We start from the raw sequence: 15301 nt of genomic DNA on the forward strand, positions 1-15301 counted from the left end.
AGTTTTTTTCTTAAGTTATCCTGGAGCTGAGTGTGCTTGACTGGCTTCTGAGGCCATCGGCAGGTACTCCAGAGAAGTGTATCCTAGTTCATCGATATGGTGGTACTAAGGACATTCTAAGGGTTTAAATTTTTACATGCTTGTGTTTACCTTATTTAGGGACTTTAAAACTTACTGTCGTACCATGATCAATTTGACTTTCAATCGTTAGCCCAGTTCCGAAGAGTTGCTTTAAGCGTCTGTTTGTATTACGGATCCCAACTTGACTTGCTTGGCGCGGAGATATATTCATAATTTGTTGAATGTGTTTTTCTTCCATGCCGACCCCATTATCGATAACCGCAATGTCATAATGGGTATCATTGTCTAAAATACGAATGCAGATATATCCACCTTCCCGTCTCTTCAGAATGCCGTGATTAACTGCATTTTCAACAAGTGTTTGTAAGGATAATGGCGGGATTTTTGTAGAAAGTCGTTCTGGTAATGCCCATTCCACTTGTAATCTTTCTCCGAAACGCACCTTTTCTATATATAAATAAGCGCGAACAAGTTCCAATTCATGGTCTAATGCTACCAATGTTTGGATATTTTGAACATCAAAACTTTTACGTAAATAATGGCCAAACTCCTCTAGTAATTGGCCCATAACCGCCGGATCAATTTCACTAAGAGAGGCAATCATATTCAATGTATTGAACAGAAAATGCGGTTTAATTTGAGCTTGCAACCAGGCTGCTTCCATAGCAAGTTGCTCCTTAACTGCTTGCCTTAAATCAGTTAAGGCCTTTACACGCGTTTGGAGCTCTAAGGCATCGACCGGTTTTGATACATAATCATTGGCTCCTGATTGAAACCCAGTATAAATGTCTTCCAATTGATTGCGAGCAGTCAAAAGTAAAATAGGCAATTCTGAAATGGTAAATTGCTGACGAATAACCGTTGTAAGCTCATAGCCAGACATGTCAGGCATCATAACGTCGGAAATCACTAAATCCCATTCCTTTGAATGGATATAGTCCATGGCTTCTTTTCCACTAGCGGCCGTTAAAATATCATTTTCTGCCATTAAAATTCTGCTTAGAACTTGGCGATTGACGGGATCATCATCGACAATTAAGATTTTTGCACGTTGAACATGGGTGATCTCAATCCCTTGATTTATTTGGACAGGTTTTGCTTTAAATAAAGAGGTGTCTGGGACCACAAAAGTTTCTTCTGAAGCAGCAACTTCATTTACAGCACCATGTTCATGAACTAAAGGAAGTGTAAATGAAAATGTAGAACCTTCACCTAGTTTGGATTCAACTGAAATCTCGCCCCCATGTAATTCCACTAACTGTTTGCAAATTGCTAAACCTAAACCAATTCCCGAACCAATTGAGGTAATGCCTGAGTCTTCCTGTTCATAAGGAAGAAAAACTTTTTCAAGCATATCTTCATGCATTCCAATTCCTGTGTCTTGGATGTAGATCTTCGCCATGCCATTTTTTTGCTCGGCATAAATGGTGATTGATCCATCATGTGTAAATTTCAGTGCATTATGAAGGAGATTATACACAATTTGGATTAGGCGATTTTCATCAGCAAAAATCATAGGAAAAGATGGAGGAATGGAAACGTGAAACTGCACACTTTTTTCTCTTTCCATATGTTGGAGCATATCATATACGCCAAATATAACAGTCCGAAGATCTAGTTTTTCTTTCTTTAACTGTATATAGCTCTCTTGTAACTTTGTAATATCGAGCAAATCATTTAAGACAAAGTTCATTTGCTGACCAATTCGTACTAGTAAAAGTAAATCATCCTTATTTTTTTCAGATAGTGCCTCTTTATGGTCGTTTAAGAAAGTTTGGGCAATGCTGATCATCCCTTGAAGTGGGTTTCGTAATTCATGAGAAGTATTCGCTAAAAATTCGTTTTTCTTCTTATCTGCCTTTTGCAATTGCTCTGTTTGCTCTTCATTTTGCTGAATGATTTGCATATGTTTGTTTAATAATAGAAACGCAATCATCACAATCGAGATAATGAAGTCGAATGGATAATAAGGGATGTTAGTTAAATTGGCATTGCCAGCCGTTCCCCAGAGCATATTGAGCGTATAGCTTGTGACAAATAATAGGATGAAAATTGCTCCAGAATGCCCTTTGCGTACAGCAGGGATTGTTTGTGAGAATAAAAAGTAAAAACCGCTAAAATATAGAAGCATCATCCCAAAGGCAAGGTGGTAATAATACTGATAAGGGACGACCAAATATGCGATTGATAGAATAGAATAAAAGATAACAAATATCCGAAAAGTTAGTGCCTTTGCCTTAAAATATGCCTTAATAAACTGTAACAGAGCGAATAGGGTAGTAATGAAAGTTAATGATAATAAGCGGTGATACCATTCATAGCTAATCGGTAAGGATACAACCATCTCATCATCAATCAAATTGGTAAAAGCAGCTAAAGCAAGCATAAAGCCATAATAAAAAAGTTCTTTCCGATATCTGCCCTTACCAACCCATAGTAAGCCAAAGGCATATATTCCATGGAAAAGGTAGATAGCAAAGATCACCATTTGGAAAGTCTTAGATTGCTGGCTTTCCTTCGAAATGGCTTTTTCTGTTCCGATTTTAATTGATTTAGTGATCCCACCTTCAAGCGGTGTATCGTGATTGGAGACCTGAATGGTAAGCTCGATTTCGTTGTTTTCGGGTTGAAATAGGACAGATAAAGGCCTTTGTTTGAATCCTTTTTGCTCGGATGACTCAAGAGCTTTTCCTGCTTGAGCGACCAACTTGTCGTCGATTAATACATTTGCCGCTGTTGTGACCTCTGTGAGTCGAATCCCATATAAGAAAGTGCTGTCTTCGGGTAGAACAATTTTCAACTGATAGGTGCCATAGCCTAATGCCTGTTTCGGATCGTTAGGATTTAAGTTTCCTTGCCAATTGCTGGGAACTTGAGTATAGTTCCGTTTTTCTTTGTTGTCCTCTATCTGAAAGGAGGACGGATAAAACTCCCATTCGCCGTCAAGTGGAATGGTTGTTTGATCATTAAAATGCCAACCACTTAAATCAATAACACCTTTTTCAGCATGAGGATGTTCTGGAGTTTTGTAATGCAGAATCCAGCCAATCCGAAAACTAGTTAAAAGAATCGTAAAGAGCGTTACAATTAGAAAGATTTTTTTGTGTGAGAGTCGTTTCGTCATGGTTCCGTATCCTTATCCTTATAAGTAATTTTTAAGATCTACGTCTATCATACTTTTATTTTGGGGAAATTGTAATCATCCTTTCGAAAAGTCCAATATTATTTGACACCCATATCCAGAAGTAGAAGGGTTTTGACATATAGATGGAAAAATATAATATGAAGGGAAGGAAAGGGTGATGAAATTGAGAATGGTCGATATTTTGGCAAAGAAAAGGGATGGGAAAGTTTTATCTGATGAAGAAATTCGCTTTCTCGTTGAAGGCTATACGGCAGGAAGTATCCCTGACTACCAAATGTCTGCGTTTTTAATGACAGTATATTTTCAAGGTATGACAGCAAAGGAAACGGCTGCACTTACAATGGCAATGGTGGAGTCAGGTGATACCATTGATTTAAAGGATATTAATGGAGTGAAAGTGGATAAGCATTCTACAGGGGGAGTAGGAGACACTACGACTTTGATCTTAGCTCCACTTGTAGCGGCACTTGGTATCCCGGTTGCGAAAATGTCTGGTAGAGGGTTAGGGCATACGGGAGGAACGATTGATAAATTGGAGTCAATTCCTGGGTTTCATGTGGAGATCTCTGAGCAAAAATTTGTTGAATTGGTGAATCAGAATAAAATCGCGGTGGTTGGTCAGTCAGGAAATTTAACACCAGCTGATAAGAAAATTTACAGTTTGCGTGATGTGACGGCAACGGTTAATTCGATTCCGTTAATCGCTAGCTCAATCATGAGCAAAAAGATCGCAGCAGGTGCAGACGCAATTGTCTTGGATGTTAAGGTAGGGTCAGGCGCTTTTATGAAAAATATAGCAGATGCCAAAGCACTAGCCGAGACGATGGTGGATATTGGGAACCAAGTGGGAAGGAAAACAAGTGCTATCATCTCAGATATGAATCAACCACTTGGTTTTGCCATTGGCAATACGCTCGAAATGAAGGAAGCGATTGAAACATTGCAAGGAAAGGGACCGGAAGACTTACAAGAGTTGTGTCTTGTGCTAGCAAGTAAAATGGTGCTATTGGCAGGAGGGATGGAAACTGAGGCAAAAGCTCGTGAACGTTTAATAGAAGTCATCGAAAATGGCAAAGCATTGGAAGCTTTTAAACAATTTTTGAAAGCTCAAGGTGGAGACCCAACTGTGGTAGATGACTTTGATAAACTAGCTGAAGCTAAATATCAAATCAAGGTAAAAACAGTTGAACATGGTTTTGTTTCTGAAATTATTGCAGATGAAATCGGAATGGCAGCCATGATGTTAGGAGCGGGACGGGAAACAAAAGAATCGAAGATTGATCTAAGTGTAGGAGTTGTTTTACATAAAAAAATCGGTGATCACATTGAAAAAGGAAATATCATCGCTACGATTCACAGCAATAAGGAAGATGTTAGTGAGGTTGTGAATAGAATCCAGAATGCTTACCGCTTTTCTGGGGAAAAGCCAGAAGATGTACCACTTATTCATGGTTATTTTTAAGAGGAGGGGTCTCGAGAGGCTCCTTCTTTTTCTGCGGCTAGCCCTAGTGTGTCATGGTCGAGCTCCAGGGTGATTGCTAAGTTAAAGTGGCAGGACCATGCCGACATGGCAATTTAAGTTTCGCATATATGAGCGATTCGAAGGATTGTTCCTTGATTTAAAAAAGAAACATGTTATGATGAATGATGTTAGATTGATGAAAATGATTATCATTATCTTTGGAGGTTGAAAATGTTAGCGGCTACATCGATTGCTCAAATTATTCGGGAACGAACATCCGTGAAGAACGGATATTTAGATAAGGAAGTTAGTCAAGATCTAGTCCTATCGTTGTTAAAAGATGCCGTCTGGGCACCAAACCATAAACTACGTGAACCATGGCGCTTTATCTTTGTGTCTAGTGATAGAAGGGAGGCTTTTATTGAAGCGATTTTGCCTTGCCATGAGCGGAGTAAGCATGAATCGGTCCGCAATAAATTTAAAAATGTTCCTGCATTTTTGATTGTAGTAATCAATGATGATCCACGCCAGAAACAAGCGGAAGAAGATTTTGCTGCAACCAGCTGCATGGTCCAAAATTTACAATTATTAGCATGGGAACGAGATTTAGGCATGGTCTGGAAAACACCACAACATATCCGTGACCCTTTATTCCGTCAGGCTCTTCATGTCCAACCAGGCGAAAAAATTATCGGTGTGCTTAACATTGGTTACTTCGATAAAGAGATCATTGCACAAAAAGTACGGAAGCGGATTGATCCCGCAGAAAAAATGACAACATTTTAAGAATTTCTTCAAGGAAAGTCTCTAAGCAGAGACTTTTTTTATTTTAGCATTTACTAAAATAAGCAAAGACTTAAGCTCTCTTATTACTCCTATTACTAATAATAACCGAGTGGCATGCCGATTTGACACACCAAGGCTCGAAATAGCCTTTCAATAGGTTGAACCCTTCCTCTCTAACTATCGCGATCCATCCCAATAGTACATAGAATCACGACCATGCTTAAATTTCTAAATTATAATGGACAATTAAAATCTCGTGGGGACATCCATTCTCATGTAAAACTTTTCTTGACGGATGAACTTTTGGGGTCGATTACTCGATCTTCCTGATGGACCGTTTCTCTGAATTTAAGGAAATGGATGTTAAGGAAGGAATCTTCCTTGCTATGAAAAATATGGGCACCGTCATTATCAATGCCGCCGTGATTTTAGCGGGAACATTTGCAGCGATATTGCCATCAGGCATGTTATCCATGCTGCAAATTGCGACCGTCGTCTTAACGGGACTATTATTCTATGCGTTAATTATTTTGCCATTTTTCGTACCAATTATCATTAACACACTTGGAAAAGCAAACTGGTGGCCGTTTATACAAAACTAGTAAAGCCGGAAGCTGGGGAGACCTGTTTCCGGCTTTTTGCTATTATAATATATTAGATTAGCTTAGTTAGTGGCAGCCTAAGGTCATTGTGCAACATTGAGAATTAAATTGCGCACTTCTAAGTTTTTGATCGCGCGACATTCAGGAGGAAATGCGCAACTTAGAGGAAGAATGCGCAACATTCCGGTGTAAATGCGCAACTTACGGGGAGAATGCGCGACATTCAGGAGGAAATGCGCAACTTAGAGGAGAATGCGCGATATTCAGGAGGGAATGCGCAACTTAGAGGAAGAATGCGCAACATTCAGGAGGAAATGCGCAACTTAGAGGAAGAATGCGCAACATTCAGGAGGAAATGCGTAACTTACGGGGAGAATGCGCAACATTCAGGAGGAAATGCGCAACTTAGAGGAGAATGCGCGACATTCAGGAGGAAATGCGCAACTTACGGGGAGAATGCGCGACATTCCGGTGTAAATGCGCAACTTAGAGGGGAATGCGCGATATTCAGGAGGGAATGCGCAACTTAGAGGAAGAATGCGCAACATTCAGGAGGAAATGCGCAACTTAGAGGAGAATGCGCGACATTCCGGTGTAAATGCGCAACCTATGGGGAGAATGCGCAACATTCAGGAGGAAATGCGTAACTTAGAGGAAGAATGCGCAACATTCAGGAGGAAATGCGTAACTTAGAGGAGAATGCGCGACATTCCGGTGTAAATGCGCAACTTACGGGGAGAATGCGCAACATTCAGGAGGAAATGCGTAACTTAGAGGAGAATGCGCGACATTCCGGTGTAAATGCGCAACTTACGGGGAGAATGCGCAACATTCAGGAGGAAATGCGCAACTTACGGGGAGAATGCGCGACATTCAGGAGGGAATGCGCAACTTTATGCTCTAAGACGTTAAAATTCGTGAATAGCACTAGCGAACTCCCAATCTAATGAGGAAGATTTAAATAAGGAGAGGGTTTATTTGCAATTAGGCCTTGTGCGTCATTTTAATGTAAATCATCAAAAGCCATCGAGGTGGCTAACGGCAGATCAATTTAGACAATGGGTAAAACATTATGATGAAGCCCCGATTGGACAAGCTGAAAACTTAGAGGGGAAGTTGGACTGGGAGCTTTGTTTTACAAGTGATTTGTCACGGGCCGTTCAGACAGCAAAGAGTTTGTGTAACTGTGAAATGATCGAAACTCCATTGCTGCGTGAAATTCCTCTTACCGCTTTTAGTCAGAAAAAATGTAAGCTACCTTTAGCTCTATGGACCTTGTGCGGTCGTGTTGCATGGTTTTATTCACACTCTTCTCAAGAGGAAACAAGAAAAGACACCATAAGGAGAGCCGAAGAATTTATCGAGTTCATTAAATCTAGCTCAAAAAATAGGATCCTTATTGTTTCTCATGGCTTCTTTTTAATGGAGCTGTCAAGAGCCTTAGTAAAGGCGGGATTCACTGGTAAAAATAAATGGCATTATAAAAATGGAGAGCTACTTCTCTTTGAAAAATAGCCCTTGACATTACGAGGAAGAATACATAAACTAAACTTACCTATTAATACGAGGTATGTGAGGATCATATGTTTAATCGAGAACTTTTAAAGGGAAGTACAGCTTTAATCTTGCTTCAGTTATTGAATGAGCGAGCAATGTATGGGTATGAGCTTGTGAAAGAAATGGAAAAACGAAGTGAATACACATTGCAAGTAAAGGAAGGAACGCTTTATCCTGCCCTCCATAAGTTGGAAAAACAAGGTTATATTGAAGCCTTCTGGGAGAAACAAGAAAAGGGTCCAGCCCGGAAATATTATAAGCTAACAGAAGCTGGTGAAACATTGTTAAGCGAGAAAACTAGTGAATGGACACTCTTTTCTTCAATGATCAATCGGGTGTTGGGAAAATCATGATGACTTTTCACCAATATATTGAGCAGTTAGAAAAAGAATTACAAGATCATCCAGAGCGAATAGAGATTATTACTGAAATCACAGACCATATAAAGGAAGCAATGGCTGAACAGGTTCTTCCTGAGAAGGAAGCAATAGCCATCATTGTAAATAGGTTTGGTAGTCCGCAAGAATTAGCTGCCAGTTTTCGGCAAGCTTCATTGCCTTCTCCGTACCAAGTGAAAGGTCTTTTCATTTTATTTAACATGGGAATATTAATGGTTGGAATAGGTATTACACTGGGCCATCATTTGGGGAATATTCCATTCTTCCACTGGGCATGGCAAGCTCTTGCGCAAAATAGTTGGTGGGTCCTATTAGTCTATACGGTCTATTGGAGTTTGATCGGTTATCTTTTGGGAAAAGAATTTGGGAACCAAGGGAAAAAGTTATTGATTGAAACGGTTCGGCTCAGCATCTTGCCTAATTTATGTGTCATGATGATTGTTTTATATGGCATAATGCCGATGGAATGGTTCCGTTCGTTTTTAACAGCCCCCTTTTTCGGCGCTTGTCTCATTGCGACCATTTTGTTTTATCCGATTAGTCAAGCAGGATTTTATTTTGGAAAGCAACAAGCCCTTTAAGGGCATTATTTTTGTATATATACATAGAATAACTAGGTGTTGAACACGTGGAAAAAATTTATTTTTTATATGGGTGGGCTTGTTCATTTCAATCGTAATAGCCCCATACAAGCGATATTTCCTCTAGGGATTTTGAAAGGCCCATTGCTTTTTGAAAAAATCGATGGGTATCATGCAGAAAACGGGGAGAAAATACGTATTTACCTGCAAAAAACAGGGGGATTTCATCGTCATTCAAGAGTATTTTACAATGATGAATTATGAATGGAAAGTATATGAGGAGGAGAAATAAAGGTCATGTTAAAAAATTTGGGCATCAGTTTGTTGGGTGCGATCGGGATTGCAACACTCTGGTATTGGTTACTTGCACCCACTTTTTCTTCGGGCTTTCTTTTGGGAATAGGTTTATTTATAATAGGCCTCGTCGTCTATATAATTGCTCAAAAAGGTTCTATTTTAAAACAGATTGCCTTAATCGCAAGCCTATCAGGCATCATCTTAGCTATTGTAACGATAGGGGCGATTATGGTGTTACTGACAAATATGTAGGCATATCAATCTAAAAATGAAGAGAAAATACTTCAAATTATGCTTCTCGGTTTATCGGTATTTGACTTATTTTTTCTTCAATCTCTTAAGTGTTCTTACATGGATAGGTTGTTGCTACTTTGACCTTTCTGCTTGTAGACCCCTCACAACATGACAAATTTGTAAGGTAACTGAAAGGAATTCCAATAGATCTGTGTCGAATTTCGTCCTATCATATAGTTGTAAATGAAAAGGAGGAATCTCGTATGCACACACATTCCATCCAACTAAAAGAAACACGTACAAGTAGATTATCAAGAAAGAGTTCACATAAATGGAAATGGGTCCTGATCCCTAGTTTATTTTTAATGGCAGCCTATTTATTTGTTGCGATTGCTGGAGGAATTTTGGTTGGCGATGAACAAATTGGACAACTGGACGCTTTGAAAAAAGAAGAAAGTTATGTGCCACTTACTCAATTGCCTGATTATGTTCCACAAGCTTTTGTTAGTATAGAGGACCATCGTTTCAATCATCATATTGGGATAGATCCGATTTCTTTAAGTCGCTCACTCCTTGTCGATTTGAAAACACAATCCTTTGCTCAAGGCGGAAGCACCATCACGATGCAGTTAGTGAAGAATCAATTTTTGACGCAGGATAAATCCCTAGGAAGAAAGGCAAAGGAAATGTTGATGGCTCTGCAAATCGAACGCGACTATACGAAAGATGAAATTTTGGAAATGTACCTAAATACGATCTATTTTGGACATGGGACCTACGGATTAACGGAAGCCGCACAGCTTTATTTCGATAAAAACTTGACTGCTGAGGATTCCCTTACATTAAAAGAAGCAGCGATCCTCGCCTCCCTACCAAAGGCACCTGAAGTCTATTCTCCATTGAAAAATCCTGATTTGAACCGTGATAGACAGGCTATTGTATTGGAGAAAATGGAGGAATTTGGTCATATTACTGAGGAAGAACATAAGCTTGCTACAGGGTTATCTAAAATGGAATAACGTGTCGGCCGAGTAGATCTTACTCGGTTTTTTTGATTTCGTAAAAAGTAGGATCGAAATATGCTAAGATAAATTTAAAAAGCTAAGCGTGATACGGGAAGCTGCATCGAAATTGTTTATGACGGCTTTTGTGGCGGTTTTATCTTTTCTAGGTGGTGTGACAAAACACTGGCACAGATCGGGCGATTCACTCCAAATGGAGCAGCAATGGAAGCATATAAAGGAGTCATGCAGGGGGGAATGAACGAAAACTACCGTGATCTGATCGTACTCATCATCATTGCCTTTTTCCTTACTTTTAGTGCTTGGCTTGTGTTTCCGCGGAAGGGGGCAGCGGTATGATCGGGATTATGGAGACTTCGCCTATTTGCAAGAAAGCCCTGGGTGTTTGTGCTGGTGTCCTTGGTGTGTGTGATGTTTGCTTTCTTTATTGGAAAATCCAGCTATCATCAACTGACGGTTCCTGTTTACTCTGATCTACCTGAACAAGAACGTTCCACACTGATCAATGAACTCAATCAATCAGAATTATTTTCGTTTGAATATGAGAAGGAAAAGAATGTAAAAGCTGCCATCCGAAAAGGGGAGGCAGAAGCAGGCTTACAGTTAAAAGAAAAGGGTTTTACCTTGGTTACGGGTGCCTATTCAGAAAATGCTCCGTTGTTGCAACGCTATATTCAGGGGATCTATACAAAGAAATTACAAAAGGAACATGTTTTGGCCGCATCCCAATCGACTGGTGAAAGGGAAAAAGTAGAATCCATATGGGAAGAGGCTTTGGAACAGCCGCTGATTAAGGTGGAAAAAGAAAACTTTCGCAATGCGGAGACATAGATAATGGATCATCCATTACAAAGTTTATTTGGACTTTCTTTATTCTTTGTCATCTATACAATCGCCTTTAATGTTGTTCATATTTTAGAAGAAAAACAAGCGAGAATTTGGGAGAGGATGACCCTCTCATCTATCAAAAGGTGGGAAATGTATGGGGGGAATCTCCTTTACAGCTTTGTGATGGGGTACCTGCAAGTCGTGTTCGTCTTCATGGCGTTTCGCTTTGGCGCAGTGGTTAACTTTCATGGGGGGTGCCAAAACCTTGCTAATCTTAATCCCGTATGTCTTGGCGATCGTGGCTTTATGTATGTTGTTGGCGGGAATGTCGCGAAGGTTAGACCAATTTCATGGGCTTGTATCGCTCCTTTCTGTTAGTTTGGCAATGCTGGGCGGTGCCTATCGGCCAATTGAAATTGTATCCTCCCCTACCATCCTCATGCTTGGAAAAGTATCCCCACTTCTTTTTGGCATGGAAGCCTTAAAAGGAGTAACCCTATATGGATACGGATTTTTGGATGTATTGCATCCCGTCAGCATCCCGCTATTAATGGCTGTGATTATGATGGGGATTGGGATTATATTATGGAGAAAAGGCGTATCTAAGAATGGGAGAAAAATAGATAAGGAATCCATTTTAAACCATTGGCGTTATCGCTATCAATATCAAAAATAGTCAGAGACATCATCGTGTTAGACTAAAAAATTCTAATTCTATCCTTTTCAAATTATATGACTTTATGGGATAATAACGATAGATTTAGTTTTCTAGGTAAATATTTATTGTTCAGATGGGGTCTGTCACTTAAGGATAAATAGGTCCTTTTGTAACAGACTTTTCTTGTTTTGACCAATAAAGACGAGGACTCCCTATGAACGGGCTGCTATCGCGGAGCAAGCTTCATCTTGCGTTGAAAAATCTCCATAAGAGGAAACGTGGCTCGTAAGCGTAATCAGTTGGGGAAAAGAGAAACACCGATGAAGAACGCTACGTTCGCCTATCTTCGTCTGCATGACCTGAATCCTCTAGCCTAAACCACCCTTTGATGGGATTTCACAGTCAATAAGTCTGAAAGGGATGATTTGTTTTTGAATGCACTCGTTTCGAAATTAAAAGAAGTATTATATGCTGTGCTCCCCATTACTGTCATTGTTTTAATTTTAAACTTTACTTTATCCCCCCTTGATTCATCATTTATGATCCGCTTTGTCATTGGTGCTGTCTTGATTATCATTGGATTATCGATCTTTTTAATTGGCGTCGATATTGGGATTACCCCTATTGGCCAATCGATGGGGGCAACCATCGCAAAATCAAATAAACTTTGGATTGTCATGATAGCTGGTCTTTTACTTGGCTTTTTTATATCGATTGCTGAACCTGATTTGCACATTCTTGCGGGGCAAGTTGATTCTGTGACATCAGGCTTAATAACAAAGTCAAGCCTTGTTGTGGTTGTTTCCATCGGAATTGGTGTACTCATTGCGACAGGACTTGTTCGAATTGTTTATAATATCCCACTATATAAATTATTAACTGTTTTGTATCTTATCATCTTTGTGCTTGCCTTATTTACCTCACCAGAATTTTTAGCGATTTCCTTTGATGCTTCAGGCGCAACGACTGGTGCATTGACAGTGCCGTTTATTTTAGCGCTTGCCTTGGGCGTTTCGATGCTTAAAAAAGATAGTAAAGCTTCTGAAAAAGATAGTTTTGGATTAGTGGCCATCGCTTCTACAGGTGCCATCATCTTCGTGATGATGATGAACATCATTTCGAAAACGGATAAAATGACAGGCAGTCTAGAACAGGTAGAAACAACGTCAACCTCTATTATCGGTCCTTTTATACAAAAGCTTCCCATCATATCTCAAGAAATTATTGTGGCATTAGTACCTATATTATTAGTTTTCCTTGTATTTCAGAAAATTTCCTTTAAAATGTCTAAGAAAGCGGTTAGAAAAATTTTGATAGGTTTATTATTTACCTTTATCGGACTCGTCTTATTCCTAGTCGGTGTGAATGCTGGTTTTATGGATGTTGGCAGCGCTGTAGGTTATAACATAGCCTCTTTAGATAATAAAGCATATGTTATGATTGTAGCTTTTGTTTTAGGAATCGTGACGATATTGGCCGAACCTGCCGTTCATGTTCTGACCCATCAGATAGAGGATGTGACAAGTGGATATGTAAAGCGAAATGTCGTGATGGGCACTCTTTCGATCGGCGTTGGCCTCGCCGTTCTTTTATCGATAATAAGGATACTTATACCCGATCTTCAATTATGGCATTACCTTTTGCCTGGTTATGTGATTGCCATCGCTCTGTCTTATTTTGTTCCAAAACTGTTTGTTGGGATTGCTTTTGATTCTGGTGGTGTGGCATCAGGACCGATGACAGCTACTTTTATATTAGCCTTTGTACAAGGTGCTGCAGAGGCAATAGACGGTGCCAATGTTTTAATAGATGGATTTGGAATGATTGCCATGGTGGCGATGACACCTTTAATTGCTTTGCAAATTTTAGGTCTTGTTTTTAAATTAAAATCTAAAAAAGGAGGGGTAGAGCGTGATGTCGAGTCATTCTGAACGAACTGATCTTGAACGAGTTTGTATGATTGTCAATCTTGGATTGGGAAGTAAAGTCGTTCAGGCGGCAAAGAAATGTGGTATTTCTGGGGGAACTGTGTTGTTAGGAAAAGGCACAATCAAAAGCCGTCTTTTGGAATTTTTGGCTTTATCTGATGTCAGAAAAGAGATTGTCTTTATGATTGGCTATAAAGAAACCATTAGGCAAGCTCTAGAACAACTTGATCAAAAGTTCAAGTTTCAAAAGCCTAATCACGGCATAGCCTTTACCACTCCTGTTTGCCAAGTCATTGGCGCTAGTAGCTGTAAAAGTGATTATATTAAAGAAGAAAGAGGTGCGGATCCTGTCATGTACCATGCGATTACGGTAATTGTAGAAAAAGGCAATGCGGAGTTTGTGATTGATGCCGCAACCGCAGCTGGATCTAAGGGCGGCACGATTATCAATGCTAGAGGCTCTGGCATTCATGAAACCAGTAAGTTATTTTCCATGGATATTGAACCAGAGAAAGAGCTTGTGATGATTTTGTCAGAAACGGAAAATACTGAACCGATTGTCTCTTCGATAAGAGAAAAACTTAAAATAGATGAGCCAGGCAATGGGATCATTTTTATACAAGATGTCCATAAGACCTACGGAATATATAAGTGACGCTGTCTTGAAGTAATGGTTAATAGTATTTTCATCAAAGAAAAAGCGAACTACTAGGGTGCATATACCCACGCTTTGGAAATATATTTTGCTTTCCGCAGACGAGTGGCAAGCCTTCTCAAACGGGGGCTTGCCGAACTGTGGATTAACTTTCATTCACTTTTCGCTGGTAATATACTGAATATTAAGTGATTAAGATAGGGGAATCTATATCATACGGAAAGAAGGGTTTGACAGTGAAGCAGTTTGAATACAAAGTGGAAGTTGTTCAGATTCAGCTAAAAGCATTTACCGACTTTGAAGCGGTTATGACCGAAAAGCTAAATGCTTTAGGAAAAGAAGGCTGGGAATTATCGGGAGTGAATGGAACTGTTTTCTATTTTAAACGGGAAATTCTAAAGCAGTCGTGAATAGGCTTTAATTGAGCAAAGGAAATGACAATATGTCCACAATAAAATGAAGGAAGATGAGAACGATGAAGCACAAAAAAGTTTTTATCCTTAGTATGATCATTTCAGTTGGCATTGTTCTATTTTTTCCTACCTATGGAAAATCCTATGGTTTCCCGTTTAGTTGGATAACATACCACGGATCTAATGAAATCACAAACCATTCACTGCTCTTTTCTCCCCTGTATTTACCAACAACAGAGTTCGATCCATTCGCGTGGCTTCTAGATGTATTTATTATCTATTTTTTCTTGATAGGTGCTTATAAATTATTGCAAAAGTTGGAGGGGGAAACTTTATAATGTGCTTTTCTCAACTTATTCATCCGTTCTCCTAACTTCGTCCTCACCACTTAACTTGTCTAAACTTTCAATCAGAACTTCATTCTGATCAATAATTGTTTTGTTTTGATTATATTGTAATTTTAGAATATTTATGATTGTTAATAGCCCAATGATGATAATGATTGTTAATAAGATCATCGCGGATCTCCCCTTATGTTTAGAGTATATACATTCAGTGTAGCACGAGAATTTCCTTTAAGGAAGCGTATTCCTCGTTACGGTGCCTATAATTTATACAAAAAGTCTGTATACTTAGGATAAAAGAATAAGAGGA

16 protein-coding genes and 2 pseudogenes are annotated in these 15301 nt (G+C 39.4%); 16 read left to right on the forward strand and 2 right to left on the reverse strand.

The window, feature by feature from the left end; translation table 11 throughout:
- Positions 1-151 precede the first annotated feature (151 nt).
- Positions 152-3205, reverse strand: coding sequence for an ATP-binding response regulator (locus tag J2Z23_RS04625; RefSeq protein WP_209973349.1), 3054 nt, complete (start codon positions 3203-3205; stop codon positions 152-154).
- 184 nt (positions 3206-3389) lie between these two features.
- Between J2Z23_RS04625 and J2Z23_RS04630 the strand changes: the two genes are divergently transcribed.
- From J2Z23_RS04630 to J2Z23_RS04705, 16 genes and pseudogenes are all read left to right on the forward strand, one after another.
- Positions 3390-4688: a pyrimidine-nucleoside phosphorylase gene (locus tag J2Z23_RS04630; protein ID WP_165602778.1), complete on the forward strand. Its 1299-nt coding sequence runs from the start codon at positions 3390-3392 to the stop codon at positions 4686-4688.
- Positions 4689-4919: 231 nt separating this feature from the next.
- Positions 4920-5474 carry a nitroreductase family protein gene (locus tag J2Z23_RS04635; protein ID WP_057981922.1) on the forward strand — a complete coding sequence of 185 codons (555 nt, stop codon included), beginning with the start codon at positions 4920-4922 and terminating at the stop codon, positions 5472-5474.
- A gap of 305 nt (positions 5475-5779) precedes the next feature.
- A pseudogene (locus tag J2Z23_RS04640) lies at positions 5780-6076 on the forward strand (MMPL family transporter); the annotation flags it as partial.
- A 978-nt stretch (positions 6077-7054) separates the two neighbouring features.
- Complete coding sequence (locus tag J2Z23_RS04645) at positions 7055-7591, forward strand: histidine phosphatase family protein (protein ID WP_057981926.1); 537 nt, start codon at positions 7055-7057, stop codon at positions 7589-7591.
- Positions 7592-7659: 68 nt separating this feature from the next.
- Positions 7660-7986 carry a PadR family transcriptional regulator gene (locus tag J2Z23_RS04650; protein WP_057981927.1) on the forward strand — a complete coding sequence of 109 codons (327 nt, stop codon included), beginning with the start codon at positions 7660-7662 and terminating at the stop codon, positions 7984-7986.
- On the forward strand, positions 7938-8612 hold the full coding sequence (locus J2Z23_RS04655) for an HAAS signaling domain-containing protein (RefSeq protein WP_209973351.1): 675 nt from the start codon (positions 7938-7940) through the stop codon (positions 8610-8612). Before J2Z23_RS04650 ends, J2Z23_RS04655 begins: the two co-directional genes overlap by 49 nt.
- A 39-nt stretch (positions 8613-8651) precedes the next feature.
- Positions 8652-8876 carry a hypothetical protein gene (locus J2Z23_RS04660; protein WP_209973353.1) on the forward strand — a complete coding sequence of 75 codons (225 nt, stop codon included), beginning with the start codon at positions 8652-8654 and terminating at the stop codon, positions 8874-8876.
- Positions 8877-8909: 33 nt separating this feature from the next.
- On the forward strand, positions 8910-9161 hold the full coding sequence (locus J2Z23_RS04665; protein ID WP_057981930.1) for a hypothetical protein: 252 nt from the start codon (positions 8910-8912) through the stop codon (positions 9159-9161).
- A gap of 245 nt (positions 9162-9406) precedes the next feature.
- A complete protein-coding gene (locus tag J2Z23_RS04670) occupies positions 9407-10162 on the forward strand; it encodes a transglycosylase domain-containing protein (protein ID WP_057981931.1) in 756 nt (251 codons plus the stop codon).
- A 207-nt stretch (positions 10163-10369) separates the two neighbouring features.
- Entirely contained in the window at positions 10370-10504 is a 135-nt protein-coding gene (locus J2Z23_RS22540) for a hypothetical protein (protein ID WP_274380087.1), read from the forward strand.
- A 54-nt stretch (positions 10505-10558) separates the two neighbouring features.
- Positions 10559-11230: pseudogene (locus J2Z23_RS22180) on the forward strand (ABC transporter permease); the annotation flags it as partial.
- A 10-nt stretch (positions 11231-11240) separates the two neighbouring features.
- The gene (locus tag J2Z23_RS04685; protein ID WP_338011571.1) at positions 11241-11669 is read left to right on the forward strand and encodes an ABC transporter permease; all 429 of its coding nucleotides are present in this window, start codon (positions 11241-11243) and stop codon (positions 11667-11669) included.
- 413 nt (positions 11670-12082) lie between these two features.
- Positions 12083-13582 carry a DUF1538 domain-containing protein gene (locus tag J2Z23_RS04690; protein ID WP_057981935.1) on the forward strand — a complete coding sequence of 500 codons (1500 nt, stop codon included), beginning with the start codon at positions 12083-12085 and terminating at the stop codon, positions 13580-13582.
- Complete coding sequence (locus tag J2Z23_RS04695; protein ID WP_057981936.1) at positions 13566-14234, forward strand: P-II family nitrogen regulator; 669 nt, start codon at positions 13566-13568, stop codon at positions 14232-14234. The genes J2Z23_RS04690 and J2Z23_RS04695 overlap by 17 nt, the downstream gene beginning before the upstream one ends.
- Before the next feature lie 236 nt (positions 14235-14470).
- On the forward strand, positions 14471-14644 hold the full coding sequence (locus tag J2Z23_RS04700) for a DUF4177 domain-containing protein (RefSeq protein WP_128738398.1): 174 nt from the start codon (positions 14471-14473) through the stop codon (positions 14642-14644).
- A 65-nt stretch (positions 14645-14709) separates the two neighbouring features.
- Positions 14710-14985 carry a hypothetical protein gene (locus tag J2Z23_RS04705; RefSeq protein ID WP_057981937.1) on the forward strand — a complete coding sequence of 92 codons (276 nt, stop codon included), beginning with the start codon at positions 14710-14712 and terminating at the stop codon, positions 14983-14985.
- Between the two features lie 15 nt (positions 14986-15000).
- Here J2Z23_RS04705 and J2Z23_RS04710 read toward each other — a convergent pair whose 3' ends face one another.
- A complete protein-coding gene (locus J2Z23_RS04710) occupies positions 15001-15165 on the reverse strand; it encodes a hypothetical protein (protein ID WP_165589563.1) in 165 nt (54 codons plus the stop codon).
- Between the last annotated feature and the right edge of the window lie 136 nt (positions 15166-15301).

It is taken from the genome of Lederbergia galactosidilytica (genome assembly GCF_017873565.1).
In the GTDB taxonomy this organism is placed as follows: domain Bacteria; phylum Bacillota; class Bacilli; order Bacillales; family Bacillaceae_C; genus Lederbergia; species Lederbergia galactosidilytica.